The following is a 24,746-nucleotide window of genomic DNA, read 5'->3' as shown; positions in this document are numbered from 1 at the left end:
GGCAACGGAAGTGGTCAGGAGGCGGGGGCGACTACTTGTGCCCCCGCCTTTGCCATGTGTTGCGTGCCCCACCGGACCAGCGGCCGCACGGCCTCCAGGAGTTCGGCGGCGTGCTTGGTGGGTGCGTACAACACTTGCACCGGCGTGCTCGGCACCACCGTCCGGGACAGCAGGCCCAGCGTCTCGAGTTCCCGAAGACGCAAGGTCAGCATCCGGTCGGAGATGCCGGGGACAGCACGCCGGTATTCACGGAACCGCCGCGCCCCCTCCGTCCCGGCCATCAGTAGTTCTCCGGTCCAGCGGCGGGCGAGCGTATCGAGGACGCCCTGCACGCTCTGCATGACGTCCTGGGCTTCAACGCACTCATCCATCACGGTCACGGGACAAAGAGTCCCCACCGAGCGGCTGATCCACAAGGTTCACGTGACGAACGTCGCTATGATTGACATGTCAACCTGGCGACAGCAGCTCTGACGTGCCCAATCGGCAAGTTTCTGGTTATGGCAAAAAGTGAAGTCACTTACCGAAACCCGCCCGGCGGTACGTACCGGACCGGCGCCGGCGGTACGTAGCGTATGAGCGGTTTGCCGCCGGACCGTCGATCGCCAACCCTCGAACGGCACGAGAAATCGTTTCTGGGGGAGTCAATGGCAAGGTCGAAAGCGATTCTTTGGATCGTTCTCATCGGACAGTTCATGGTCGTGCTGGACGCGACGATCGTGACGGTGGCACTACCGTCGATCTCCACGAATCTGGGCTTCGGCAGCCAGACCCAGCTGCAGTGGGTGATCAACGCGTACATCCTGCTGTTCGGGGGTTTTCTGCTGTTCGGCGGCCGGGCCGGTGACCTGTTCGGCAGGCAGCGGCTGTTCATCGCCGGGCTGCTGTTGTTCGGGCTGTCGTCGCTGGTCAACGGGCTGGCACAGAACCCGTCCACGTTGATCGTCGGCCGCGCGGTGCAGGGCCTCGGCGGCGCCCTGGTCTCACCCGCGGTGCTGTCGATCATCATCGTCACCTTCGAGAACGTCGGCGAGCGGGCCAAGGCGCTCGGCTCGTTCAGTGCGATCACCGCGTCCGGCAGCGCGGCCGGCATCCTGGCCGGCGGGGTGCTCACCGAGTGGCTCGACTGGCGCGCCGTCTTCCTGGTGAACGTGCCGATCGCGGCCGTCGCGATCATCGGGGCGCTGCGCGTGGTGCCGAACAGCCGGTACCGCCTGGAAGGGCAGAAGAACCGGGTGGACCTGCCGGGCGCGGTCACCATCACGGCCGGACTGCTGCCCCTGGTGTACGGCATCGTGAACGCCGAGGCGTGGGGCTGGGGCTCGGGCAAGGTGCTGGGCATCCTGGCCGCCGCGGTCGTCCTGATCGCGCTGTTCTTCGTGATCGAGGTGGTGTCCCGGCAGCCGCTGGTGCGGCTCGGCCTGTTCCGGCTGCGGTCGCTGTCGGTGGCGAACCTGTCCATGTTCGGGATGCGGGGCGGCCTCTGGGTGATGATGTTCTTCCCGACGCTGTATCTGGCCGAGGTCAAGGACTACAGCCCGATCAAGAACGGGCTGTCCTACCTGCCCTGGCCGGCCGCGATGTTCGTGGCGGGCAAGGTCGCCCAGAAGATCATCGTATCGCGGGGGCCGAAGCTCGCGATCTGGCTCGGGCTGCTCATCGAGGCGGCCGGGCTGCTCGCGCTGAGCTTCCTCGGACCGGACAGCTCGTACCTGGCGGGCGTGCTGCCGGGCCTGCTGCTGACCGCGATCGGTGCCGGCTTCGCCTTCGCGGCGCTGTTCCTGGTCGCGTCGGCCGGGGTGCGACCGGCCGAGAGCGGGCTCGCGTCCGGCCTCATCAACACCTCGCAGCAACTGGGCGCGGCCATCGGCCTGGCCGTGCTGAGCTCGATCGCCGCGGCGTACACGGGTGATCTGGTGGCACACGGCACCGGCGCGGCCGAGGCGCTGACCAAGGGATTCGACCGCGGGTTCGGGATCGCCGCGGTGATCATGGTGGCGGCGGCGCTGGTGGCGCTGATCGGGTTGCGCTCCTCGGACGGCCGTCGCGTGCCGGCACCGGTCAGGGCCGAGGTGACGAACTTGGAGCCCGTGTTGGGCGACTGAGGCCTAGGCCTGCTTACCCCACGCGACCAGCGGCTTGATCGCGGACATCAGCTCGATGCCGCGCCGGGTGGGTGTGTAGAGCACCTGCACCGGCGAGGTCGGCACCACGGTGCGGGTGAGCAGGCCGAGGGTCTCCAGCTCGCGGAGCCGCACGGTGAGCATCCGGTCGGAGACGCCGCCGATCGCGCGCCGGTACTCGCCGTAACGCCGCGCGCCGAGAATCCCGGCTGCGAGCACCTCCCCCGTCCAGCGGCGACCGAGGGTGTCCAGTGCGGTCTGCACCTTCTCGCGCATGACCTCGTGGACCTGCAAGCACTTCTCCTCGATCACGGGCTGAAGCGTAACGTGAGAAATCTCGCTGTAGTTGACATGTCAATCGGATGCGAGCCAGTATTGACGCGTCAATTACCTGAGAGGTGACGAGATGCAGTTCGGGATCTTCGGAGTCGGCGACCTCGCGCGCGACCCCATCTCGGGGAACACGCCGACCGAGCACGAGCGGCTGAAGCGGATCATCGAGTACGCGATCAAGGCCGAGGAGATCGGTCTGGACGTCTTCGCGCTGGGCGAGCACCACAACCCGCCGTTCATCCCGTCGTCACCCACCACCGTGCTGGGCCACATCGCGGCCCGGACCAGCCGGATCATCCTGTCCACGTCGACCACGCTGATCACCACGAATGATCCGGTGAAGATCGCCGAGGACTACGCGATGCTGCAGCACCTCGCGGACGGCCGCGTCGATCTCATGCTCGGACGGGGCAACACGGGGGCCGTCTATCCATGGTTCGGCCAGGACATCCGCGCCGGCATCCCGCTGACGCTGGAGAACTACGCGCTGGTCCGGCGGTTGTGGCGCGAGGACGTGGTGGACTGGGAGGGTAAATACCGCACGCCGCTGCAGTCGTTCACCTCGACGCCGCGCCCGCTCGACGGGATCCCGCCGTTCGTCTGGCACGGCTCGATCCGCAGCATGGAGGTCGCCGAGCAGGCCGCCTACTACGGCGACGGCTTCTTCCACAACAACATCTTCTGGCCGGCGTCGCACACCGGGCGCATGATCGGGCACTACCGCGAGCGCTTCGAGCACTACGGGCACGGGCCCGCCGACCAGGCCATCGTCGGGCTGGGCGGCCAGATCTACGTGCGGGAGAAGTCGCAGGACGCGCGGCGCGAGTTCCGGCCCTACTTCGATCGTTCCCCGGTTTACGGCGGCGGCCCGTCGCTGGAGGAGATGATCCGGGAGACGCCGTTGTCGGTGGGCAGCCCGCAGCAGGTCATCGACCAGATCCTCGGCTTTCGGGGGTACGCCGGCGACTACCAGCGGCAGTTGTTCAACGTCGACGGCATGGGCATCCCGCACCAGAGCGTCCTCGAGCAGCTCGACACGCTCGGCGAGATCGTCCAGGTGCTGCGCAAGGAGTTCGCGGTCGGGCGGCCCGGCCACGTCCCGGACGCGCCCACCCACGAGTCGCTCAAGGCGGCCGCGAGGTGAGCGAGGCCAAGCGGATCGTCGTGCTGTCGGCGGGGCTGCGCATCCCGTCGTCCACCCGCCTGCTGGCCGACCGCCTTGCCGAGGCCACGGCGCGCGAGCTCGAGGCGCTGGGCGAGAAACCACAGGTCAACACCCTTGAGGTACGCGAGTACGCCCGTGCGGCGCTGAACCACCTGCTGGTGGGCTTCCCGTCCGGGGAGTTCCGCGAGGTGCTCGACGAGGTATCGGCCGCCGACGGTCTGATCGTCGTGACGCCCACGTTCGCCGGTACCTACAGCAGCCTGATCAAGATGTTCATCGACGTGCTGGACGAGGAGGCGCTGGTCGGTAAGCCGGTGCTGATCGCGGCCTCCGGCGGCACCGGCCGGCACTCGCTGATGCTGGAACACGCGATGCGGCCGATGTTCACCTACCTGCGCGCCGCCGTCATGCCGACCGCGGTCTTCGCCGCCCCCGAGGACTGGGGCGCGGGCAACACCGCCGAGGGAACCCTGCGCCGGCGGCTCGACCGCGCGGCCGGCGAGCTGAGCGCCGAGGTGCACCGGCGGGACCCGGCCAAGGCGTTCGACCCGTTCGCCGACGCCCCGGATTTCGACGCGCTCATCGCCCGCGAACTGGGGGACTGACCGAACCCCAGCCGACGCCGTTGTCGGATGGGGTCCCGGGCGAACTACGCCCTCAGATCGCTTCGCTCGGCGACTGAGAGAGCCGGCCCCGCGGCGGTCGCACCGCGGTCTCCCACTGCCGTGTGACGATCGCCCAGAAGGCGTCGTCCACGAGCTTCCGGCTGGGCCGGGGGATCAGGAAGGGATGCCGGGTCACGTACGGATACTCTGCGTCACCGAGTGCTACCAATGCTTGCAGCACAAACCTGGTCCAGCGCTTCATGATTCTCTACAACGCGTTACCGTCTCGAATGGTTCGCAGGTGTGATGTAGGTACCGGCAGCTTTTGACGTATGAAGAGAAAGTTTCGTCATTGAGTCATGAAAGTATGGACATCGAGAACCGTTAGTCCTTAACGTCACTGCAACGCGAGCGTTTCCCGCGAAACGCTCCGCCGCGGCATTCCCCGGCCGCGGTGCCCGCCTGGCTACACCCCGACGTCAGGAAGGGATCCAGTGACCAGACCATTCTCCAGACATCGATCTTGGTCGATGTTGTTCGCGCTGCTCACCGGCGTGCTCGTGTCCGTGCCGGCGTCCCCGGCCGCAGCGGACGTCAATCCCGCGGACTACCAGCAGGTCACCCTCGCCAAGGGGGTCGCCGAGACCGGCGAGCCGATGGCGATGACCGTGCTGCCCGACCGATCGGTCCTGCACACCGCCCGCGACGGCCGGCTCCGGCGTACCGACGCCGCCGGCAACACCTCGGTGATCGCGACCATCCCGGTCTACACCCACGACGAGGAGGGGTTGCAGGGCGTGGCGGCCGACCCCGGGTTCGCCACCAACCGCTACGTCTACCTCTACTACGCGCCGCCGCTTTCGACGCCCGCCGGTGACGCTCCGGCGTCCGGCACGGCGGCGACCTGGCAGACCTGGGCCGGCGTCAACCGGCTCTCCCGGTTCACGCTCAACGCCGACTTCACGCTGAACACGGCCAGCGAGGTGCGCGTCCTGGACGTGCCGACCAGCCGGGGCATGTGCTGCCACGTCGGCGGCGACATGGACTTCGACGCGGCCGGCAACCTCTACCTGTCCACCGGCGACGACACCAACCCGTTCGAGTCGGCCGGATACTCGCCGCTCGACGAGCGTGCCGACCGCAATCCGGCGTATGACGCGCAGCGCTCCGCGGGCAACACCAACGACCTGCGCGGCAAGGTGCTGCGGATCAAGGTCAACCCCGACGGCTCGTACGGGATCCCGGGCGGCAACCTGTTCGCGCCGGGCACCGCCGGTACGCGTCCGGAGATCTACGCGATGGGGTTCCGCAACCCGTTCCGGATGAGCGTGGACAAGGCCACCGGCGTGGTCTACCTCGGTGACTACGGGCCGGACGCGGGCACCACGCAGGCCGACCGCGGACCCTCCGGGCAGGTCGAGTTCAACCGGATCACCTCGGCCGGCAACTACGGCTGGCCGTACTGCACCGGCACCAACACGAGCACCGAGACGTACAACGAGTGGAACTTCGCCACCAACGCGACCGGGCCGAAGTTCGGCTGTGCGGCCGGCGCCACCAACAACTCGGCGCACAACACCGGTCTGGGCACGCTTCCCGCGGCCCGGCCGGCCTGGATCCGGTACGCGGGTGACGCCGGGTCCCCGCCCGAGTTCGGTGGCGGTTCCGAGTCGCCGATGGGCGGCCCGGTCTACCGCTACGACGCGGCCAACCCGTCCACCACGAAGTTCCCGCAGTCGATGTCCGGCAAGTTCTTCGCCGGCGAGTTCGGCCGCGGCTGGATCAAGCCGGTCACCGTGAACGCGGACGGCACACCCGGCACGATCGAGACGTTCCCGTGGAACGGCAAGCAGGTCATGGACATGGCGTTCGGGGGGGACGGCTCGCTCTACGTCCTCGACTACGGCACCGGGTATTTCAACGGCGACGCGAACTCGGCGCTGTACCGCTACGACTACGTGGGCGGCGGCAACCGGGCGCCGACCGCGGTGGCGAGCGCGAACAAGACCTCCGGCGCGGCGCCGCTGACGGTGGCGTTCTCGTCGGCGGGCAGCAGCGATCCGGAGGGTGGCGCGCTGACCTACTCGTGGGCGTTCGGCGACGGCACCACCTCGACCGCGGCGAACCCCACCAAGACGTACACCGGGAACGGGACGTACACGGCCACGCTGACGGTCCGCGACCCGCTAGGCGCGACCGGCACGTCCAGCGTCATCGTGAGCGTCGGCAACACCGCGCCGACGGTGACCATCAACAGCCCGGCGGCGGGGCAGCTCGCGGCCTTCGGCGACAGCGTGCCGTGGAGCGTCACGGTCACCGACCCGGAGGACGGGGCCATCGACTGCTCGCGGGTGACGATGGCCTACGTGCTCGGCCACGACCAGCACGCGCACCAGATCACCGCGCAGACCGGCTGCTCCGGGACCATCACGATCCCGGTCGACGGCGAGCACGACGACGCGGCGAACATCTTCCCGATCTTCGACGCTTCCTACACGGACAACGGCGGGCTGACCACGCACGCGCAGAACCTGCTGGCGCCCAAGCACCGGCAGGCCGAGCATTACAAGACCGCGTCCGGGGTCAACAAGTTCAGCAAGACCACGGCCGAGGGTGGCCAGACCGTCGGTGACATCAACAACGGTGACTGGATCCAGTTCGATCCGTACAAGCTCTCGAACGCCACGTCGTTCACGGCCCGCGTCTCGTCCGGCGGGTCCGGTGGCACGCTGCAGATCCGCACCGGCTCGCCGACCGGCACGGTCATCGGCTCGGCCGCGGTCACGTCGACCGGAAGCTGGGAGACGTTCGCGACGGTGAGCGGAGCGATCTCCGGCGCGCCGGCCGGGACGACCTCGCTGTACCTGACGTTCGCCGGCACCGGGACCGCTGCACTGTTTGATGTGGACAGTTTCACGTTCGTGACCGGCACGGCCTCCGGCGGTGCGGGTCCGGTCAAGGGGCTCGCCGGCAAGTGTCTGGACGTGCGGGGCGCGGCCACCCTGGACGGCACCCAGATCCAGCTCTACACGTGCAACGGCAGTGCGGCGCAGACCTGGAGCAAGTCCGGCCAGACCCTGCGGGCACTGGGGAAGTGCCTGGACGTTGCGGGCGCCGGCACCACCGACGGCACGAAGATCCAGCTCTACACCTGTAACGCGACGGGCGCGCAGAACTGGGCCGCCCAGAGCGACGGCACGCTGCGCAACCCGGCCTCCGGCAAGTGTCTCGCGGTGGCCGGCACCGGATCCGCGGACAGCACCGTCGTGCAGCTCGCGACCTGCTCCGCCACGGCAGCCAACCAGAAGTGGACTCTCCCATGATGCGCAGACTTCTCGCGAGTGCGGTCGCCGGGATCGCCCTCGCCGCATGCACGCTGCACGCCGGGCCGGCATCCGCCGCCGACGCGCCCTATGACGTGCTGGTCTTCTCGAAGACCGCCGGGTTCCGGCACGACGCCATCCCGGTGGGCATCCAGACGATCCGGGATCTGGGCGCCGCCAACAACTTCACGGTGACCGCGACCGAGGACGCCGCAGCGTTCACCACGGCCAACCTCGCGCAGTACGAGGCGGTCGTGTTCCTCAGCACCACCGGGGACGTGCTCAACGCGGCCCAGCAGACGGCCTTCGAGGCGTACATCAGAGGGGGTGGGGGTTTTGTCGGCGTACACGCGGCCGCCGACACCGAATACGACTGGCCCTTCTACGGTCAGCTGGTCGGCGCGTACTTCGCCTCGCACCCGGCGATCCAGCAGGTCAACTCGAAGACCGAGAACCGGGCGCATCCGGCGACCGCGCACCTGCCGCAGACCTGGACGCGGACCGACGAGCTCTACAACTACCGCACCAACCCGCGCGACACCGCCCGGGTGCTCGCCACGCTGGACGAGTCGTCCTACTCCGGCGGCACGATGGGCGGCGACCACCCGATCACCTGGTGCAAGACGATTGATTCCGGCCGGTCCTTCTACACCGGCTTCGGGCACACCCAGCAGTCGTACGCCGAGACGAACTTCCGTAGTCAGTTACTCGGCGGGATTCGGTACTCGGCCAAGCGCGCACACGCCGACTGCCGCCCGGAGACCGGCTACACCGCGCTGTACAACGGATCCACCACCGGCTGGCAGCAGGCCGGGCCGGGCAGCTTCACCAACACCGACGCCACGCTCGCCTCGACCGGTGGCATGGGGCTGCTCTGGTACAACGCCAAGCAGTTCACGTCCTACTCGCTGAAGGCCGACTGGAAGCTCACCGGGGACAGCAACTCCGGCATCTTCGTCGGCTTCCCCAACCCCGGCAACGATCCGTGGGTCGCGGTCAACCAGGGCTACGAGATCCAGATCGACGCGACCGACGCGGCGGACCGCACCACCGGATCGATCTATACGTTCAAGTCGGCCGACATCGCGGCCCGCGATGCGGCGCTGAATCCGCCCGGCCAATGGAACACCTACGAGATCCTGGTCGAGGGCCAGCGGATCCGGGTCTATCTGAACGGGTCGCTCGTCAACGATTTCACCAACACCGACCCGGCGCGCGACCTGGACGGCTACATCGGGATCCAGAACCACAGCGCCGCCGATCAGGTGGCGTTCCGGAACGTGCGCGTCAAAGAGCTCGGCGTGCCCAATCCGACCAACCTGGCTCTGGGTAAGCCGGCCACCGCGTCCAGCGTGGAGTCGGCCGCCTACCCGGCCTCGGCGGCCGTCGACTCGTCGGCGACCACCCGATGGTCGAGTGCTTTCTCCGATCCGCAGTGGATCCGCGTCGACCTCGGCGCGACCGCGACGATCAACCGGGTCCGGCTGGTGTGGGAGGCCGCGTACGGGTCGGCCTACCAGATCCAGACCTCGGCCGATGGCAACACCTGGACCACCGCGCGGTCGGTGACCGGGGGCAACGGCGGCGAGGACGACATCACCGGGCTCACCGCCCAGGGCAGATACGTGCGCATCTACGGAACGACGCGCGGTACGCCGTGGGGTTACTCCCTGTTCGGACTGGAGGTATACGGAGTATGACGACTGGCGTATGGCTGATCGGCGCGCGCGGCTCGGTGGCCGTGACCAGCGCTGTCGGGGCGGCCGCTCTGCGGGCCGGCCTGACCGAACCGTTCGGCAGCGTGACCCATCTGCTGGACAACCCGTCCCTGCCCGCCTTCGGCGACCTCGTGTTCGGCGGGCACGACGTGGTTTGTGTCCCCTTGGAGAAGAAGGTGGAATCGCTGGTCGCCGCCGGGGTGATGCCCGCGCGGATCAGCCATGCGCTCGGCACCGAGATCACCGCCTTGCAGGACCGGATCAAGCCGGTGCCCACGGCGGCCACGCAACGCGAGACCGCTGACCTCATAGCACAAGACATCACGAAATTTCGGGATGAATTCGGCCTGGACCGCGTGGTGGTGATCAACGTGTCGTCCACCGAACCGGTTCCGGCCCCGCACCCGGCCTTCGACAGCCTCGACGCGCTGGAGGATGCGCTGTCCGGCCAGGTGCTGCCGTCCAGCGCGCTCAACGCGTACGCGGCGTTCCTGGCCGGGTGCCCGTTCGTCGACTTCACGCCGTCGACGGGCGCCCGGCTGCCGGCGCTGCACGAGATGGCGCTGCAACGCGGGCTGCCGTACGGCGGCCGGGACGGCAAGACCGGGGAGACCCTGGTCAAGTCCGTGCTGGCGCCGATGTTCGCGATGCGGAACCTGCGGGTGCGCACCTGGGCCGGCACCAACCTGCTGGGCGGCGGCGACGGCGCGAACCTGGCCGACCCGGCCGCCAACGCCGCGAAGGCCGGCAGCAAGCAGCGGGTGCTCGCCGAGACCCTGGGCTACCAGCCGCAGGGCAGCAGCCACATCGAGTTCGTGGACGACATCGGCGACTTCAAGACGGCGTGGGATCTGATCACCTTCACCGGGTTCCTCGGCATCGGGATGCGGATGGAGTTCAGCTGGCACGGCTGCGACTCGGCGCTGGCCGCGCCGCTCGTGATCGACATCGCGCGGCTCACCGCGGCCGCGCACGCGGCCGGGCGTAGCGGGCCGCTCACCGAGCTGGCGTTCTTCTTCAAGGACCCGATCGGCGACGTCCCGCACGCCCTGTCCGAGCAGTGGGCGCTGCTGTCCCGGTTCGCCCGGGAGTTAGCCGATGGCTGACTGGCGCGCGCTGGTCGCCCTGGTCCGCGCTCCGGCGGCCCTGTCCGTGCCCGGCGACACCATCGCCGGGGCGGCGGCGGCCGGGACGCTGGGCCCGCGCACGGCCGGGCTGGCCGTCGCGTCGGTGAGCCTCTACTGGGGTGGGATGGCCGCCAACGACTGGGCCGACCGGGAACTGGACGCGAAGGAGCGGCCGGAGCGTCCCATCCCGTCCGGGCGGATCACGCCGCGGCAGGCCGTGCTCACCGCGGGCGGCCTCACCGTGGCGGGGCTCGCGCTGGCGGCGTTGTCCGGCGGGCGTCGCGCGACGGCGGTCGCGGTTCCGCTGGTCACGGCGATCTGGGCGTACGACCTGAAGGCGAAGAACACGGCCGCCGGCCCGCTCGTGATGGCCGCGTGCCGGGGGCTGGACGTGCTGCTCGGCGCCAGCGGCGGCTCGTTGGGGCGTGCCGTGCCGGCGGCGCTGACGGTGGCCGCGCACACCTACACCGTCACCGCCCTGTCGCGGCACGAGGTGTCCGGCTCGGACAAGGTCCTGCCGCGGGTCACGCTGGCCGGCACGATCGCTGTGGCGGCCGCCGCCGCGGGCCGGCGGCCGGGGCTGTCCGGTGCGCTGGCCGCCTGGTACGCGGCCCGGTACGGCGCGGCGCAGATCCGGGCGGCCGAGGAACCGTCGCCCGCCCGCCTGCGGGCGGCGGTCGGCACCGGGATCACCGAGATGCCGCCGCTGCAGGGGGCGCTCGCGGCCCGTGCCGGCGCCCCGGTCGCCGGGATGGCGGTGGCCGCCGCGGCACCGCTCGCCCGGCGCCTGGCCAAGGTGGTGTCGCCAACATGAACGCCCTTCGATTCGGCTACGGGACCAACGGCTTCGGCAACCATCGGCTGCCGGAGGCGCTGCGGGTCATCGCGGACCTCGGCTACGACGGGGTGGCGCTGACCCTGGACACCAATCACCTCGACCCGTTCGGTGCCGGCCTGGCGGCGCGCACCGCGGCGGTCGCGGCCGACCTCGACCGGCTCGGCCTGGCCGTGGTGATCGAGACCGGTGCCCGCTACCTGCTGGACCCGTGGCACAAGCACTCGCCGACGCTGATGCACGACGACCGCACCGCCCGCCTCGAATACCTGCGGCGGGCCGTTCAGATCGGCGCCGACCTGGGGGCCGAGGCCGTCTCGTTCTGGGCCGGGATCCGGCCACCGGACACGCCGGACGCCTGGGACCGGCTGGTCGACGGCTGCGCCCGGATGGTCTCGGTCGCGGCCGCCGCGGGCGTGACGCTGGGCTTCGAACCCGAGCCGGGGATGCTGGTGCCGGACATCGCGGCCTGGCACCGGCTCTACGCCGACCTGGGCCGGCCGCCCGGCTTCGGCCTCACCCTCGACATCGGACACTGCCGGTGCCTGGAACCGCAGCCGGTCCCGGCGGTGGTCCGCGACGCCGGTCCCCACCTGGTCAACGTGCAGATCGACGACATGCGGCGCGGCGTGCACGAGCACCTCGAGTTCGGCACCGGGGAGATCGACTTCCCGCCGGTGCTGGCGGCCCTGCGCGACACCGGATACCGCGGCCTGGTCGCGGTGGAACTGCCCCGGCACTCGCACGCCGCGCCAACGGTGGCCGCGCAATCGATCGAGTTCCTCCGGAAGGCGGCACCATGACCACATTGAACGAACTACGGAAAGCCCTCGGCGACGACCCGTCCGGCGACGTCGCGACCCAGTTCCCGGCCGCCGGCCGCCGCTGGGGGCGGGACCCGCTTCCCGGTCTGCCCGGCTGGACCGCCGACGAGGCCGCCCGGGCGCTGTTGCTCGCGAGCGCGCCGTTCGCCGAGGCCGAGGCCGCCTACCGGTACGGGGACGCGGACGAGAAACGGGCGGTGCTCAAGGCGCTGCCCCTGCTCGCCATCGGCAGCGAGGGGGTGCCGCTGCTGCACGACGCGTTGCGCACCAACGACACCCGGCTGGTGGCGGCCGCGCTCGGGCCGTACGCCGAGCACCTCGACGACGCGGCCTGGCGGCAGGGCGTACTCAAGTGTGTGTTCATGGGTGTTCCGCTGGCCACGGTGCATGGGCTGACCGAGCGCGCCGACGACGAGCTGGCCGCCATGCTCGCCGCCTTCGCGCAGGAGAGAACCGCGGCCGGACGGGAGGTCCCGGCCGACGCCCTGGCCCTGCTGGTCGCTCACAAGGAGGCATGATGCGCATCTTCGACCCCCACATCCACATGACCTCGCGCACCACCGACGACTACGAGAAGATGGCCGCGGCCGGGGTGCGCGCGATCGTCGAGCCCGCGTTCTGGCTCGGCCAGCCGCGCACCGGGCCCTCGTCGTTCACCGACTACTTCGACTCGCTGGTCGGCTGGGAACCGTTTAGGGCCGCCCAGTTCGGCATCCGGCACCACGCCACCATCGCGCTCAACCCCAAGGAGGCCAACGACCCGCGTTGCCGGCCGGTGCTCGACCTGCTTCCCCGATACCTGGCGAAGGACGGCGTGGTCGCGGTCGGCGAGATCGGCTACGACTCGATGACGCCCGAGGAGGACGCCGCGTTCGCCGCGCAGCTCGCCCTCGCCGTCTCGCACGACCTGCCCGCGCTCGTGCACACCCCGCACCGGGACAAGGCGCGCGGAACGCTCCGCAGCGTCGACGTCATCAAGGAATCCGGCATCGACGCGGGCCGCGTCGTGCTCGACCATCTCAACGAGGTGACCGTCGGGCCCGCGCTGGACGCCGGGGTGTGGGCGGGCTTCTCCATCTACCCGGACACGAAGATGTCGCCGCCGCGGATGGTGGACATCCTGCGGGAGTACGGGCTGGAACGGATGCTGGTGAACTCGGCCGCCGACTGGGGCCGGTCCGATCCGCTGCTCACCGTGCGCACCGCCGAGGCGATGCTGGACGGCGGGTTCAGCGAGGACGACGTGGACCGTCTCTTCTGGCGTAACCCGGTCGCGTTCTACGGGCAGTCCGGGCGGCTGCTGCTGGACGGCCCGGAATCCGGCGCGGCGACCTTCGCCGGCAACTCCATCCTGCGCGGAGGCAGCTGATGCATCTGAGCTACTGCACCAACGTGCACCCGGCCGAGGACCTCAGCGGCATCGTGGCGCAGCTCGACACGTACGCCGTGCCGATCCGGCGGCAACTGGACGCCGACGTTCTCGGTCTCGGGTTGTGGCTGGCGGCACCGGTGGCGGCCGAACTGGCGGCGTCCCCCGAGCAACGCCGGAGATTGCGGCGCGAACTCGACGCTCGCGGCCTGGAGGTGGTCACCCTCAACGGATTCCCGTACGAGGCGTTCCAAGCGCCCGTGGTGAAACAGGCCGTCTACCACCCGGACTGGACCACGCCGGAGCGGCTGGCCTACACCCTCGATCTGGCCCGCGTGCTCGTCGATCTGCTGCCGGACGACGCGGATCGCGGGTCCATCTCGACGCTGCCGCTGGCCTGGCGGGAACCGTGGCCGCCGGCCGCCGCCGACGCCGCGTACCGCAACGTCGACACGCTGGCCAAGGAGCTGGCCGCGCTGGACCGGCCGATCCGGGTCGGCTTCGAACCCGAGCCGGGCTGCCTCATCGAGAACACCACGCAGGCGGTCGAGTACGTGAGCCGGATGGACACCTCGGTGCTGGGCGTGTGCCTCGACCTCGCACATCTCGCGGTCGCCTGGGAGGACCCGGCGGCCGCGGTGGGCCGGCTGCGCACGGCCGGGATCCCGATCGTCAAGGTGCAGGTGTCGGCCGCTCTCGAAGGACCGGCGGGCGATCCGGCGCTGCGGCCGTACGTGGAGCCACGGTTCCTGCACCAGACGCGGACGTCGACTAACGCCTACGCCGACGACCTGGACGAGGCCCTGGACCGGGACCTGCCGGGCGACGCCTGGCGGGTGCACTACCACGTGCCGTTGCACGCCGCACCGGCCGCGCCGCTCACCTCGACCGTGCCGGTGCTGCGCGAGGCCGTACGGGAGATCGGGTCCGGCTGCGACCATTTCGACGTCGAGACGTACACGTGGGGGGTGTTGCCGGAGGATCAGCGGCCGCGTGACGACGCCGGGCTCGCAGCCGGCATCGCGGCCGAACTGGCGTTCGCCCGCGACCTGCTGGAGGAGACCCGATGACGACGCCGCTGGTGGTTCTCGACGTGGTCGGGCTGACGCCGCGGATGCTGGCGCACATGCCGCATCTGCGGGCGGTGGCGGAGACCGGCTTCCAGGCGCCGCTGCGGACCGTGTTGCCCGCGGTCACCTGCTCGGTGCAGTCCACCTTCCTGACCGGTGCGACCCCGGCCGAGCACGGCGTGGTCGGCAACGGCTGGTACTTCCGCGAGCTGGGCGAGGTGCTGCTGTGGCGGCAGCACAACGCGCTGGTCGGCGGGGAGAAGCTGTGGGAGGCCGCGCGCCGCCACAAGCCGGGCTACACGGTGGCGAACATCTGCTGGTGGTACGCCATGGGCATGGACGTGGACTGGACGGTGACGCCGCGGCCCATCTACTACGCGGACGGGCGCAAGGAACCCGACTGCTACACGTACCCGCCGTCGCTGCACGACGAGCTGACCGGCGCGCTGGGCGAGTTCCCGCTGTTCACCTATTGGGGGCCGGGCGCCGGGATGCCGTCGTCCCGGTGGATCTGCCGGGCCGCCCAGCGGGTGATGGAGACGCACAACCCGGATCTGACGCTGGTCTACGTGCCGCACCTGGACTACGACCTGCAGCGGTTCGGCCCGTCCGACCCGCGGGCGGCGGCCGCGGCGGCCGAGCTCGACCGCGTCCTCGCGCCGCTGCTGGCCGCGGCGGCCTCACGCGGCGCGACGGTGGTGGCGCTGTCCGAGTACGGCATCACGCCGGTCAGCCGGCCGGTCGACATCAACCGGGTGCTGCGGTCCGAGGGCCTGCTGGAGGTCTACACCCAGGACGGCATGGAGTATCTCGACCCGTGGACGTCGCGGGCGTTCGCGGTCGCCGACCATCAGGTGGCGCACGTGTACGTCCGCGATCCCGCCGACGTGGCCGCGGTCGCGAAGATCTGTGCCGCGGTGCCCGGTGTGGACCTCGTGCTCGACGAGGGCGGGAAGCAGGCGTACGGGCTGAATCATGCCCGGTCCGGCGAGTTGGTGCTGGTTTCCGAACCGGACGCCTGGTTCACCTATTACTACTGGCTCGACGACGCGGTGGCGCCGGACTTCGCGCGGCTCGTGGAGATCCATCGCAAGCCGGGCTACGACCCGGCCGAGCTGTTCTTCGACCCGGCCGCGCCGGCCGCGGCCAAACGGCGGGCGGCGGTCGCGCTGGCCCGCAAGAAAACGGGGATGCGATACATGATGAGCGTGGTCGGACTGGACGCCGGTGCCCGGGCGGTGCGCGGGTCGCACGGGCGGCTGCCCTCGGACCCGGACGACGCGCCGATGCTGTTGTGTTCCGATCCGTCCGCCGTCCGGCCGGAGATCGCGGCCACCGAGGTCAAGGATCTGCTGCTGGGGCTCGCTCGATGACGGTGGAACTGCGGGACCGGTTCGACGCCGCGCTCGCCTCGTTCATCGACCGGCAGGATCCACAGTGGCCGGACGGCGCGCCGCGCGGCGTCACCAACACGTTGCGGCGCTTCGTCCTGGACGGCGGCAAGCGCATCCGGCCCACGTTCTGCTACTGGGGCTGGCGGGCGGCCGGCGCCGACGACGCCGAGGGGGTCATCATCGCGGCGGCGGCGCTGGAACTGTTCCACGCGTTCGCGCTGATCCACGACGACATCATCGACGGCAGCGACCTGCGGCGCGGCCAGCCGTCCATGCACGAGTTGTTCGCCGACCTGCACGCCCGGTCGGCCTGGCGCGGCGACCACCACGCGTTCGGGCTGCACACGGCACTGCTCTGCGGCGACCTCTGTGCGGCGTGGGCGGACAAGATGTTCCACGAGTGCGGGCTGTCGCCGGGGCGCATCCATCAGGCGTACGGGATGTTCGCCCAGATGCGCACCGAGGTGATCGCCGGGCAGTACCTGGACCTGGTGTCCAGCGTCGGCGACGGGTCGGTGGCGAGCGCGCTGACCGTGATCCGGATGAAGGCGGCGCGGTACACGGTGACCCGGCCGCTGCAGATCGGCGCGCAGCTCGCCGGGGCGAGTTCGCAGCTGTGCAAGGCGTTCATCGAGTTCGGCGACCCGCTGGGCGACGCCTTCCAGTTGCGCGACGACGTGCTCGGCGTCTTCGGTGATCCGGCGGTGACCGGCAAGTCGGTCCTCGACGACCTGCGTGAGGGCAAGCCGACGGTGATGATGGCGCTGGCCCGGGGCGCGGCGGACCGGGCCCAGTCGGCGCGCCTGGCCGCGTTGTTCGGCAACCCGGACCTGGACGAGTCCGGGGCGCAGGAGCTGCGCGCGATCATCGTGGACACCCGGGCCCTGGAGAAGATCGAGCAGATGATCCGGGTGCGCGCGGACGCGGCGATGGCGGCGCTGGCCGAGGCCCCGCTGCCCGAGACGACCCGGAAGGAGCTGTCCGTGCTGGCCAACGCCGCGGTGGAGCGCCAGCTCTGACGATCATGGCCGGGATAACATCGACGCATGACTGACCTGGGGGTGCTTGCCGCGCAGCTGCTGGACGGGTTTCAGCGGGAACTGTTCACCCGGCTGGCCCAGCTGGGGCACGAGGGGCTCCGGCCGCGGCACGGCGCCGTCATGGCCTATCTGGCGCTGACCGGCACCCGGGCCAGCGAGCTGTCCGAGCGTTCGGGTCAGCACAAGCAGGTGATCGGCACGCTGATCGACGAGCTGGAGCACCTGGGGTATGTGACGCGGCAGCCCGATCCGGCGGACCGGCGGGCCAAGCTCATCGTGCCGACCGAGCGCGGCCGCGACGAGATCACCGAGGCCGGGCGGATCATCGCGGACATCGAGCGGCGGTTCGCCCGGAAGGTGGGCGCGGATCGGTTCGCCGAGTTCCGCGCGGTGTTCGAGGAGGTCGCCCGCGACTACCGGCAGGCGCGGGCGACCACCGTCAGCCGATCTTGATGTCGGCGCGGTGCCGGGTGAGGTACTCCTTGAGGGTGATCGGGTTCGGCACCAGCGAGCGGGTGAGCTCACGATCGCGCCGGGGCAGGATCTTATGGGCGAAGTCGGCGTAGTACTGGAACATGTTGCCCATCTCCTTGGCCGACGCGAAGTCCAGCTTGCGGTACTCGTCGTGGGACAGCGGCTCGTAGGTGACCGGGACGCCGAGGACCTCGCTGAACGCCTCGGCGATGTCCTTGCCGGTGAGGTACTGGCCGCTGAGCCCGAGGGTGTGCCCGATGGTCTCGGCGGGGCGTCGGAAGATGGCGGCGACCGCCTTGCCGACGTCCTCGGGAGCCATGCTGGACATGGTCGCGTCGCCGATCGGCAGCGGCACGATGATGCTCCCGTCCGCCTTGCGGATCGGCGGGTCGAACAGCAGCAGGTTCGAGAAGTAGTTGGACAGCCGCAGGTAGGTCGTCGGTAGCCCGGACTCGGCGAAGAGCCGGTCGGCCACGCCACCCTTCACGTCGAAGTGCGGGACGTTGTAGCCGTCGTCGAACTTGGGCAGCCGGTGGTAGTCGTCCGGGATGTCCTCGCGGCTGTCCTCCAGCGTCGACCAGATCACGTGCCGCGGGCCGGTCTCCTTCGCGGCGGCGATGAGGTTGCGGACCTCCTCGAGCTCCTTCGCCGGCGACAGGTGGTTGAAGAACGGCGTGACCATGTAGATGCCGTACGCGCCGTCGAACACCCGGCGCAGGCTCCCGGTGTCGTAGAGGTCGGCGACGACGATCTCGGCGCCGAGATCCGCGAGGTCCTTGGCCGAGTCCGCCGCCCGGGTGATGGCCCGGACGGCGAACTCGCCGTCGGCGAGCAGGGCGCGCACCACCGAGCCGCCCTGCACTCCGGTGGCACCCAAAACAGAGATGATCTTCCGCTCAGTCATGCCCCGAACGATATAGTCACCAATTAGTGACTATCAAGTTCAGTGACTATTAACTTGGTCACCGGAAGTCGGCCACGACACAGGCGATGTTGTCCGGCGCGCCCGCCTCGGTGGCGGCCGTCACCAGCCGCTGGACGGCGTCCTCGGGCGTCTCCGCGTCGCCGAGCACGGACCGCAGCGCGTCCTGGCCGACGACCGCGTACAGGCCGTCCGAGCACAACAGATATCGGTCGCCGGCCGCGGCGGTGCGCACCGACAGGTCGGCCGCCACGTCGCCGCCGCCCAGGGCGTGGGTGAGCACGGCCCGCCGCGGGTGCGCCGCGGCCTCGGCGGGGGAGAGGCGGCCGGCGTCGACCTCCCGGCGAACCCAGGTGTGGTCCCGGGTGAGCGTGGTCAGGTCGCCGTCGCGCAGCAGATACGCCCGGGTGTCGCCGATGTGCACCAGGGTCAGCCGGCCGTCGTCGCGGGACAGTGCTGTCAGCCGCCGCCGTCCGCCACCGCGAACAGCGACTCACTGGCGTACGCGACGTCCTGGTTGGTCTTGCGTACCGAACCGATCTCGGCGGCCGCGGCGAAACGTACCTGAAGTGTGGCCATGCTGGTGTCCCTTCCGGACAGATCGGAAACGAGGAAGGTGGCCAGCCGCGCCCGTTCCGCCGTCTCGGCGGTGACCTGCTGCCAGTACGCGGTGACCGCCTCGGCCGCTTCGGAGGGTGGCAGCGCGCACACCGTCCGGATCGACGCGAGCGGCATGCCGAGCCGTCGCAGCACCACGCTGGGCCTTGCCCCAGGGGCAGAGTCAAGAGCATCACAAGATGCGACCGGGGTGGAACGGCGTAGCCTCTCAACTGTTGTGCAGGCAAGCACCTAGGGAGCAGTACGTTGAGCGAAAATGTGGCAGCCGCCGCGGGCACCATCGATCTCGGTGGCGATCTGACGGTCAACCGGCTCGGGTTCGGCGCCATGCGGATCACCGGCGACGGGATCTGGGGCTATCCCAAAGATCGGGAAGAGGCTAAAGCGACACTGCGGCGCGCGGTCGAGATGGGGGTCAACTTCATCGACACCGCCGACTCGTACGGCCCGGATGTCAGTGAGATCCTGATCGCCGAGGCCCTGCACCCGTACCCGGAAGACCTGATCATCGCCACCAAGGGCGGCAAATTAAGGCCGGGGCCCTTCGTGCGCTGGCCGGAGGACGGGCGCCCGGAGCACCTCCGCGAGGTGCTCGAGGGCAGCCTGCGCAAGCTGCGGATGGAGCAGATCCCGCTCTACCAGCTGCACGCGCCGGACGAGAACGTTCCGCTGGAGGATTCCATCGGGACGCTGCTCGAATTCAAGGAGCAGGGCAAGATCCGGCACATCGGTGTCTCCAACTTCACCGAGGAGCAGCTCCGGATCGCGCAGCGAATCACCCCGATCGTGTCGATCCAGAACCGCTTCAACATCGACGACCGCCAGTCGGAGTCCATCGTGGATCTCTGCGAGCAGGAGCAGATCGCGTTCATTCCGTGGGCGCCGATCTCGAACGTCGAGGGCAACCCGGCGATCCAGGACCTGGCCCAGAAGTACGAGGCCACGCCGCATCAGATCGTGCTGGCGTGGATGCTGGCGCGCTCGCCGGCGATCCTCCCGATCCCGGGCACCGGCTCGGTCGCGCACGTCGAGGAGAACACGAAGGCGGCGGCCATCAAGCTGACGGCGGCCGAGGTGGCCGCGCTCTCCGCCGGTAACTGAGGAAAAAGGCGCTTCGCCTACCGGCCGAATGATCCCCCCATGGCGTAAGGGAACCGGTCGGCCGGTAGGCGAAGCACGGGGCCGGCGTTGTGTTGCCCCCCGGCACACCACCGGCCAAAAAAGGTTCGGAATACCAAACCCTTTCCCCCTGCCCGGTCACCATTTGACGCTCGCCACCCCGGCATTCCAAGGCTTTGTGAGGACCGTCGCAACTTGGAACTAAACGACGGCTAGGCCGTAGTCATCGATCACGACGGTGGTGCGATCACCCCGGCCGGGGTCGATGTCTGAAAGCTGGACATGCTCCCAGGCCTGCGGTTTCTCGCCGGGCATGCTTCGCCCGCTCAATCATTGCTGCGACCTCCGTCGATGCAGTGCACCGGATAAGCGGCATCGGATTTGTCGCCCGGAATAGCGCGCTCGACCGTGAATTGGCTCACCGAAAGTGAACCGGTCGCAGATCCTGGCGTTTGCAGAACCGGTATTCGCGGTGATCACCTTCGGTAGGGCCTGGTCAGCCCCCCGCCGTCCCAGATGCTGAGACGCGACGCACCGGCCCCGATCCTTTTCTTGACTCGTTCCAGAAAAGTGGCACACTTGCCCGAGTGCGAACCGCCCTGGACGCCGAGGCCAAACTTCGGCAAGCCGCCCTCCGCGTGACGCGTCCGCGGCTGGCGGTCCTGGCCGCGGTCCACGAGCACCCGCATGCCGACACCGACTCGATCATCCGGTTCGTGCGCGAGGACATCGGCGACGTCTCCACCCAGGCCGTCTACGACGTGCTCCGCGCGTTGACCGCCGCCCGCCTCGTCCGATCCATCGAGCCGGCCGGTTCGGTGCCGCGGTACGAGTCGCGGGTCGGTGACAACCACCACCATCTGGTCTGCCGTTCGTGCGGCGCGGTCGTCGATGTGGACTGCGCGACCGGCGACGCCCCATGCCTGCACGCCTCGGACGATCACGGGTACGCGATCGACGAGGCCGAGGTCGTTTTCTGGGGGCTCTGCCCCGACTGCATCGCAACTGAATCCCAAGGAGAAGACTCACGTGGCACCCGACAATGACGGCTTCATGTCCAACGGGGCTCCGGCGCTCCCGCCCAAGCCGCAGTCGAACAAGGACTGGTGGCCCAACCAGCTCGACGTGTCGGTCCTGCACCAGAACCCGGCGGCGGGCAACCCGATGGACTCCGGCTTCGACTACGCCAAGGAGTTCGAGTCGCTCGACCTTGCCGCGGTGTCCGCCGACATCGACGCGGTCATGACGAATTCGCAGGCCTGGTGGCCCGCCGACTACGGCACGTACGCTCCGCTGTTCATCCGGATGGCCTGGCACAGCGCCGGTACGTACCGGATCAGCGACGGCCGCGGCGGCGCCGGCTCCGGCGACCAGCGGTTCGCCCCGCTGAACAGCTGGCCGGACAACGCCAGCCTGGACAAGGCCCGCCGCCTGCTGTGGCCGGTCAAGAAGAAGTACGGCAAGCGCATCTCCTGGGCCGACCTGTTCATCCTGGCCGGCAACCGCGCGCTGGAGACGATGGGCTTCAAGACCTTCGGGTACGCGGGCGGCCGCGAGGACGCGTTCGAGCCCGAGGAGATCAACTGGGGCACCGAGGACACCTGGCTGGGCGACAAGCGCTACACCGGTGACCGCAAGCTCGACAAGCCGTACGGCGCGGTCCAGATGGGCCTGATCTACGTCAACCCGGAGGGCCCGAACGGCAACCCGGACGCGCTCGCCGCGGCCCGCGACATCCGCGACACGTTCGGCCAGATGGCGATGAACGACGAGGAGACCGTGGCGCTCATCGCCGGCGGCCACACCTTCGGCAAGGCGCACGGCGCGGCCAGCCCGGACCGCCACGTCGGCCCCGAGCCCGAGGGCGCCCCGATCCAGGAGATGGGCCTGGGCTGGAAGAACGACCACGGCACGGGTTCCGGCGGCGACGCCATCACCAGCGGTCTCGAGGGCGCCTGGACGTCCAACCCGATCGCCTGGGACAACGGCTTCTTCGAGAACCTGTTCAGCTTCGAGTGGCAGCAGACCACCAGCCCGGCGGGTGCCAAGCAGTGGGAGCCGACCGACCCGGCCGCCGCCGGCCAGGTGCCGGACGCGCACGACCCGGCCAAGCGGCACGCGCCGATGATGCTCACCACCGACCTCGCGCTGCGCGTCGACCCGATCTACGAGGAGATCTCGCGCCGCTTCTACCAGAACCCGCAGGAGTTCGCCGACGCGTTCGCCCGCGCCTGGTTCAAGCTGACCCACCGCGACATGGGCCCGCGCCCGCGGTACCTGGGCGCGCTGGTCCCGGCCGAGCAGCTCATCTGGCAGGACCCGGTGCCCGCGGCCACGCACGAGCCGATCGGCGCCGCGGACATCGCCGCGCTCAAGGAGAAGGTGCTCGGCTCCGGCCTGACCGTCGCCGAGCTGGTCGCGACCGCGTGGGCGTCGGCGTCGACGTTCCGTGGCACCGACAAGCGCGGTGGCGCCAACGGCGCGCGCATCCGGCTCGAGCCGCAGAAGGGCTGGCAGGTCAACGACCCGGCGCAGCTCGACAAGGTGCTGACCACGCTGGAGCGGATCCGGCTGGAGTTCGGCAAGCCGGTCTCGCTGGCCGACGTGATCGTGCTGGCCGGTTCCGCCGCGGTCGAGAAGGCGGCGAAGGACGCCGGCTTCGCCATCGAGGTGCCGTTCACCCCGGGCCGCACCGACGCGTCGCAGGAGCTCACCGACGTCGAGTCGTTCGCGGTGCTGGAGCCCACCTTCGACGGCTTCCGTAACTACATCGCGAAGGGCCAGCGGCGGCCGACCGAGCAGCTGCTGGTCGAGCGGGCGCAGCTGCTGACGCTGAGCGCCCCCGAGATGGCCGTGCTGGTCGGTGGCCTGCGGGCGCTCGACGCGAACACCGCTCACTCGCCGAACGGTGTCCTCACCGACCGGCCGGGCACGCTGACCAACGACTTCTTCGTCAACCTTCTCGAGTTCGGCACGACGTGGACGCCGACCACCGACGAGGAGGAGCTGTTCGAGGGTCGCGACGACGCGAGCGGCGAGGTCAAGTGGACCGCCACCCGCAACGACCTGATCTTCGGTTCCAACTCGGTGCTGCGCGCGGTCGCCGAGGTCTACGCGAGCGACGACGCCGGGGAGAAGTTCGCCCGTGACTTCGCCGCCGCCTGGGTCAAGGTCATGAACCTGGACCGCTTCGACCTTTCTGAGTAACCCAGAAGAGACACGCCGTGCGAGCCGCCCCCCGGTTCGCACGGCGTCCGTCCTTCTCGTCACTAACGTGAACGCATGGGCTTCTGGGAGGATGTCGAGCAGCACATGGTCCGGTACTCCGGTGCCGGGCGCTTCACGCCCGAGATGATCGTGCGGGCCGAGGGCAGCTACGTGTTCACCGAGTCGGGCCGGCGGCTGCTCGACTTCACGTCGGGGCAGATGAGCGGGATCCTCGGCCACTCGCACCCGGAGGTCGTCGCGACGATCCGGCGGCAGGCGGCGACGCTCGACCACCTGTTCAGCGGCATGCTCAGCCCGGCGGTCGTCGACCTGGCGCGGCGGCTGGCCGGAACGCTGCCGGAGCCGCTCACCAAGGTGCTGCTGCTGACCACCGGCGCGGAGTCGAACGAGGCGGCGATCCGGATGGCGAAGCTGGTCACCGGCAAGCATGAGATCGTGTCGTTCGCGCGCTCGTGGCACGGCATGACCCAGGCTGCGGCGGCCGCCACCTACAGCTCGGGCCGCAAAGGGTACGGTCCCACGTCGCCGGGCAACTTCGCGATTCCGGTCCCGCCGGTACGCCGCTACGACGAGCCGGAGCAGCCGGACTGGCGGCGGCCGCTCGACCTCGCGTTCGAGCTGATCGACGCGCAGTCCGCCGGCAGCCTGGCCGCCTGCATCGTCGAGCCGATCCTGAGCTCCGGCGGCGTGCTCGACCTGCCGGAGGGCTACCTGGCGGCGCTGTCGGCGAAGTGCCGCGAACGTGGGATGCTGCTGATCCTCGACGAGGCGCAGACCGGGCTGTGCCGTACCGGAACCTGGTACGCGTTCGAACGCGACGGCGTCGTCCCCGACATCCTGACCCTGTCCAAGACGCTCGGCGCCGGGCTGCCGCTGGCCGCTGTCGTGACCTCCGCCGAGATCGAGGAGCGGGCGCACGAGCTCGGCTACCTGTTCTTCACCACGCACGTCTCCGACCCGCTGGTCGCCGCGGTGGGCAACACCGTCCTCGACGTTCTCGAACGCGACAAGCTCGACGCCCGCGCGGCCGAGTCGGGCGCCTTCCTGCGCGACGGCCTGATCGACCTCGCGTCCCGCCACGACGTCATCACCGACGTCCGCGGCCGTGGTCTGCTGGTCGGCCTGGAACTGGTCTCCGACGCCGCGGGCGCCGCCGTGACCCGCCGCTGCCTCGAGCTCGGCCTGCACATGAACGTCGTCCAGCTGCCGGGCATGGTCGGCGTCTTCCGCATCGCGCCGCCCCTGACCGCCACCCGCGAGGAGCTCACCGAGGGCCTCGACCTCCTCGCCCAGGCCCTGGAGACCGCGACGTAGACGGAGGATGCGCGGCTTGAAACCGCCGGAGATCGCGCCGCGACGGAAGATCGCTTTGGTTGCGCGGCGCGCAGTCGTTGCCGACGGCGACTTAGGCGGGTGCGCGGCTTGAGATTGCCGTGGCCGCGGGGATGTGCGCGGCTTG

The 24,746-nt window shown here is 69.9% G+C and carries 22 protein-coding genes and 1 pseudogene; 18 read left to right on the top strand and 5 right to left on the bottom strand.

The features are described 5' to 3' along the window. Positions 1-14: 14 nt before the first annotated feature. The gene (locus tag HH310_RS14190) at positions 15-371 is read right to left on the bottom strand and encodes a helix-turn-helix domain-containing protein (RefSeq protein ID WP_169176128.1); all 357 of its coding nucleotides are present in this window, start codon (positions 369-371) and stop codon (positions 15-17) included. A gap of 276 nt (positions 372-647) precedes the next feature. On the opposite strand from HH310_RS14190, the gene HH310_RS14185 reads away from it, so the two are divergent. Beyond that, positions 648-2,105, top strand: a complete 1,458-nt coding sequence (locus HH310_RS14185; RefSeq protein WP_169175988.1) for an MFS transporter — start codon at positions 648-650, stop codon at positions 2,103-2,105. A 3-nt stretch (positions 2,106-2,108) separates the two neighbouring features. Here HH310_RS14185 and HH310_RS14180 read toward each other — a convergent pair whose 3' ends face one another. Further along, positions 2,109-2,435: a helix-turn-helix domain-containing protein gene (locus HH310_RS14180; RefSeq protein WP_169175987.1), complete on the bottom strand. Its 327-nt coding sequence runs from the start codon at positions 2,433-2,435 to the stop codon at positions 2,109-2,111. Between the two features lie 94 nt (positions 2,436-2,529). Here HH310_RS14180 and HH310_RS14175 point away from each other — a divergent pair, with 94 nt between their 5' ends. Together HH310_RS14175 and HH310_RS14170 are read left to right on the top strand one after the other, a co-directional pair. Further along, entirely contained in the window at positions 2,530-3,600 is a 1,071-nt protein-coding gene (locus tag HH310_RS14175) for a CE1758 family FMN-dependent luciferase-like monooxygenase (RefSeq protein WP_169175986.1), read from the top strand. After that, positions 3,597-4,226, top strand: coding sequence for an FMN reductase (locus HH310_RS14170; protein ID WP_169175985.1), 630 nt, complete (start codon positions 3,597-3,599; stop codon positions 4,224-4,226). The genes HH310_RS14175 and HH310_RS14170 overlap by 4 nt, the downstream gene beginning before the upstream one ends. 52 nt (positions 4,227-4,278) lie before the next feature. On the opposite strand, the gene HH310_RS14165 is transcribed toward HH310_RS14170, so the two are convergent. After that, on the bottom strand, positions 4,279-4,422 hold the full coding sequence (locus tag HH310_RS14165) for a hypothetical protein (RefSeq protein ID WP_169175984.1): 144 nt from the start codon (positions 4,420-4,422) through the stop codon (positions 4,279-4,281). A 334-nt stretch (positions 4,423-4,756) separates the two neighbouring features. On the opposite strand from HH310_RS14165, the gene HH310_RS14160 reads away from it, so the two are divergent. Genes HH310_RS14160 through HH310_RS14110 form a run of 11 tightly spaced genes read left to right on the top strand, consistent with a single transcriptional unit; the run spans position 4,757 to position 17,379 of the window. Next, the gene (locus HH310_RS14160; protein WP_169175983.1) at positions 4,757-7,549 is read left to right on the top strand and encodes a PQQ-dependent sugar dehydrogenase; all 2,793 of its coding nucleotides are present in this window, start codon (positions 4,757-4,759) and stop codon (positions 7,547-7,549) included. Continuing rightward, positions 7,549-9,249 (top strand): ThuA domain-containing protein, encoded by a 1,701-nt coding sequence (locus tag HH310_RS14155; protein WP_169176127.1) that lies wholly within the window; start codon positions 7,549-7,551, stop codon positions 9,247-9,249. The genes HH310_RS14160 and HH310_RS14155 overlap by 1 nt, the downstream gene beginning before the upstream one ends. Beyond that, positions 9,246-10,373 (top strand): inositol-3-phosphate synthase, encoded by a 1,128-nt coding sequence (locus HH310_RS14150; RefSeq protein ID WP_169175982.1) that lies wholly within the window; start codon positions 9,246-9,248, stop codon positions 10,371-10,373. Before HH310_RS14155 ends, HH310_RS14150 begins: the two co-directional genes overlap by 4 nt. Beyond that, positions 10,366-11,208, top strand: coding sequence for an SCO3242 family prenyltransferase (locus HH310_RS14145; RefSeq protein WP_169175981.1), 843 nt, complete (start codon positions 10,366-10,368; stop codon positions 11,206-11,208). The genes HH310_RS14150 and HH310_RS14145 overlap by 8 nt, the downstream gene beginning before the upstream one ends. Continuing rightward, on the top strand, positions 11,205-12,032 hold the full coding sequence (locus HH310_RS14140; protein WP_169175980.1) for a sugar phosphate isomerase/epimerase: 828 nt from the start codon (positions 11,205-11,207) through the stop codon (positions 12,030-12,032). Before HH310_RS14145 ends, HH310_RS14140 begins: the two co-directional genes overlap by 4 nt. Further along, positions 12,029-12,571, top strand: a complete 543-nt coding sequence (locus HH310_RS14135) for an EboA domain-containing protein (RefSeq protein WP_169175979.1) — start codon at positions 12,029-12,031, stop codon at positions 12,569-12,571. The genes HH310_RS14140 and HH310_RS14135 overlap by 4 nt, the downstream gene beginning before the upstream one ends. Continuing rightward, positions 12,571-13,422, top strand: a complete 852-nt coding sequence (locus HH310_RS14130) for a TatD family hydrolase (RefSeq protein WP_169176126.1) — start codon at positions 12,571-12,573, stop codon at positions 13,420-13,422. The genes HH310_RS14135 and HH310_RS14130 overlap by 1 nt, the downstream gene beginning before the upstream one ends. Then, complete coding sequence (gene eboE, locus HH310_RS14125) at positions 13,422-14,492, top strand: metabolite traffic protein EboE (RefSeq protein WP_169175978.1); 1,071 nt, start codon at positions 13,422-13,424, stop codon at positions 14,490-14,492. Before HH310_RS14130 ends, eboE begins: the two co-directional genes overlap by 1 nt. Further along, positions 14,489-15,865 carry an alkaline phosphatase family protein gene (locus tag HH310_RS14120; protein ID WP_169175977.1) on the top strand — a complete coding sequence of 459 codons (1,377 nt, stop codon included), beginning with the start codon at positions 14,489-14,491 and terminating at the stop codon, positions 15,863-15,865. Before eboE ends, HH310_RS14120 begins: the two co-directional genes overlap by 4 nt. After that, positions 15,862-16,905 (top strand): polyprenyl synthetase family protein, encoded by a 1,044-nt coding sequence (locus HH310_RS14115; protein ID WP_169175976.1) that lies wholly within the window; start codon positions 15,862-15,864, stop codon positions 16,903-16,905. The genes HH310_RS14120 and HH310_RS14115 overlap by 4 nt, the downstream gene beginning before the upstream one ends. A gap of 27 nt (positions 16,906-16,932) precedes the next feature. Further along, positions 16,933-17,379 (top strand): MarR family winged helix-turn-helix transcriptional regulator, encoded by a 447-nt coding sequence (locus HH310_RS14110; RefSeq protein ID WP_169175975.1) that lies wholly within the window; start codon positions 16,933-16,935, stop codon positions 17,377-17,379. On the opposite strand, the gene HH310_RS14105 is transcribed toward HH310_RS14110, so the two are convergent. Both HH310_RS14105 and HH310_RS43810 read right to left on the bottom strand, forming a co-directional pair. Then, a complete protein-coding gene (locus HH310_RS14105) occupies positions 17,366-18,304 on the bottom strand; it encodes an NmrA/HSCARG family protein (RefSeq protein ID WP_169175974.1) in 939 nt (312 codons plus the stop codon). The genes HH310_RS14110 and HH310_RS14105 overlap by 14 nt on opposite strands. 58 nt (positions 18,305-18,362) lie before the next feature. Then, positions 18,363-19,090: pseudogene (locus tag HH310_RS43810) on the bottom strand (hypothetical protein); the annotation flags it as partial. Between the two features lie 96 nt (positions 19,091-19,186). On the opposite strand from HH310_RS43810, the gene HH310_RS14090 reads away from it, so the two are divergent. The 4 genes from HH310_RS14090 (at position 19,187) to HH310_RS14075 (ending at position 24,601) form a co-directional block, all read left to right on the top strand. Then, positions 19,187-20,041, top strand: a complete 855-nt coding sequence (locus HH310_RS14090; RefSeq protein WP_169175971.1) for an aldo/keto reductase — start codon at positions 19,187-19,189, stop codon at positions 20,039-20,041. A gap of 605 nt (positions 20,042-20,646) precedes the next feature. Then, on the top strand, positions 20,647-21,105 hold the full coding sequence (locus HH310_RS14085) for a Fur family transcriptional regulator (RefSeq protein ID WP_312034061.1): 459 nt from the start codon (positions 20,647-20,649) through the stop codon (positions 21,103-21,105). Next, positions 20,999-23,266, top strand: a complete 2,268-nt coding sequence (katG, locus tag HH310_RS14080; protein WP_396027518.1) for a catalase/peroxidase HPI — start codon at positions 20,999-21,001, stop codon at positions 23,264-23,266. Before HH310_RS14085 ends, katG begins: the two co-directional genes overlap by 107 nt. Before the next feature lie 75 nt (positions 23,267-23,341). Next, positions 23,342-24,601: an aspartate aminotransferase family protein gene (locus tag HH310_RS14075; RefSeq protein ID WP_169175969.1), complete on the top strand. Its 1,260-nt coding sequence runs from the start codon at positions 23,342-23,344 to the stop codon at positions 24,599-24,601. The last annotated feature ends 145 nt before the right edge of the window (positions 24,602-24,746 follow it).

The sequence above is a fragment of the Actinoplanes sp. TBRC 11911 genome, from assembly GCF_012933445.1.
GTDB lineage: Bacteria > Actinomycetota > Actinomycetes > Mycobacteriales > Micromonosporaceae > Actinoplanes.
This window is presented reverse-complemented; position numbering and strand designations above follow the sequence as displayed.

Coding starts and splice junctions, on each gene's coding strand:
- HH310_RS14190 (WP_169176128.1), bottom strand. CDS start 371: ATGGATGAGTGCGTTGAAGCCCAGGACGTCATGCAGAGCGTGCAGGGC.
- HH310_RS14185 (WP_169175988.1), top strand. CDS start 648: ATGGCAAGGTCGAAAGCGATTCTTTGGATCGTTCTCATCGGACAGTTC.
- HH310_RS14175 (WP_169175986.1), top strand. CDS start 2,530: ATGCAGTTCGGGATCTTCGGAGTCGGCGACCTCGCGCGCGACCCCATC.
- HH310_RS14160 (WP_169175983.1), top strand. CDS start 4,757: ATGTTGTTCGCGCTGCTCACCGGCGTGCTCGTGTCCGTGCCGGCGTCC.
- HH310_RS14155 (WP_169176127.1), top strand. CDS start 7,549: ATGCGCAGACTTCTCGCGAGTGCGGTCGCCGGGATCGCCCTCGCCGCA.
- HH310_RS14150 (WP_169175982.1), top strand. CDS start 9,246: ATGACGACTGGCGTATGGCTGATCGGCGCGCGCGGCTCGGTGGCCGTG.
- HH310_RS14145 (WP_169175981.1), top strand. CDS start 10,366: ATGGCTGACTGGCGCGCGCTGGTCGCCCTGGTCCGCGCTCCGGCGGCC.
- HH310_RS14140 (WP_169175980.1), top strand. CDS start 11,205: ATGAACGCCCTTCGATTCGGCTACGGGACCAACGGCTTCGGCAACCAT.
- HH310_RS14135 (WP_169175979.1), top strand. CDS start 12,029: ATGACCACATTGAACGAACTACGGAAAGCCCTCGGCGACGACCCGTCC.
- HH310_RS14130 (WP_169176126.1), top strand. CDS start 12,571: ATGCGCATCTTCGACCCCCACATCCACATGACCTCGCGCACCACCGAC.
- eboE (WP_169175978.1), top strand. CDS start 13,422: ATGCATCTGAGCTACTGCACCAACGTGCACCCGGCCGAGGACCTCAGC.
- HH310_RS14120 (WP_169175977.1), top strand. CDS start 14,489: ATGACGACGCCGCTGGTGGTTCTCGACGTGGTCGGGCTGACGCCGCGG.
- HH310_RS14115 (WP_169175976.1), top strand. CDS start 15,862: ATGACGGTGGAACTGCGGGACCGGTTCGACGCCGCGCTCGCCTCGTTC.
- HH310_RS14110 (WP_169175975.1), top strand. CDS start 16,933: ATGACTGACCTGGGGGTGCTTGCCGCGCAGCTGCTGGACGGGTTTCAG.
- HH310_RS14105 (WP_169175974.1), bottom strand. CDS start 18,304: ATGACTGAGCGGAAGATCATCTCTGTTTTGGGTGCCACCGGAGTGCAG.
- HH310_RS14075 (WP_169175969.1), top strand. CDS start 23,342: ATGGGCTTCTGGGAGGATGTCGAGCAGCACATGGTCCGGTACTCCGGT.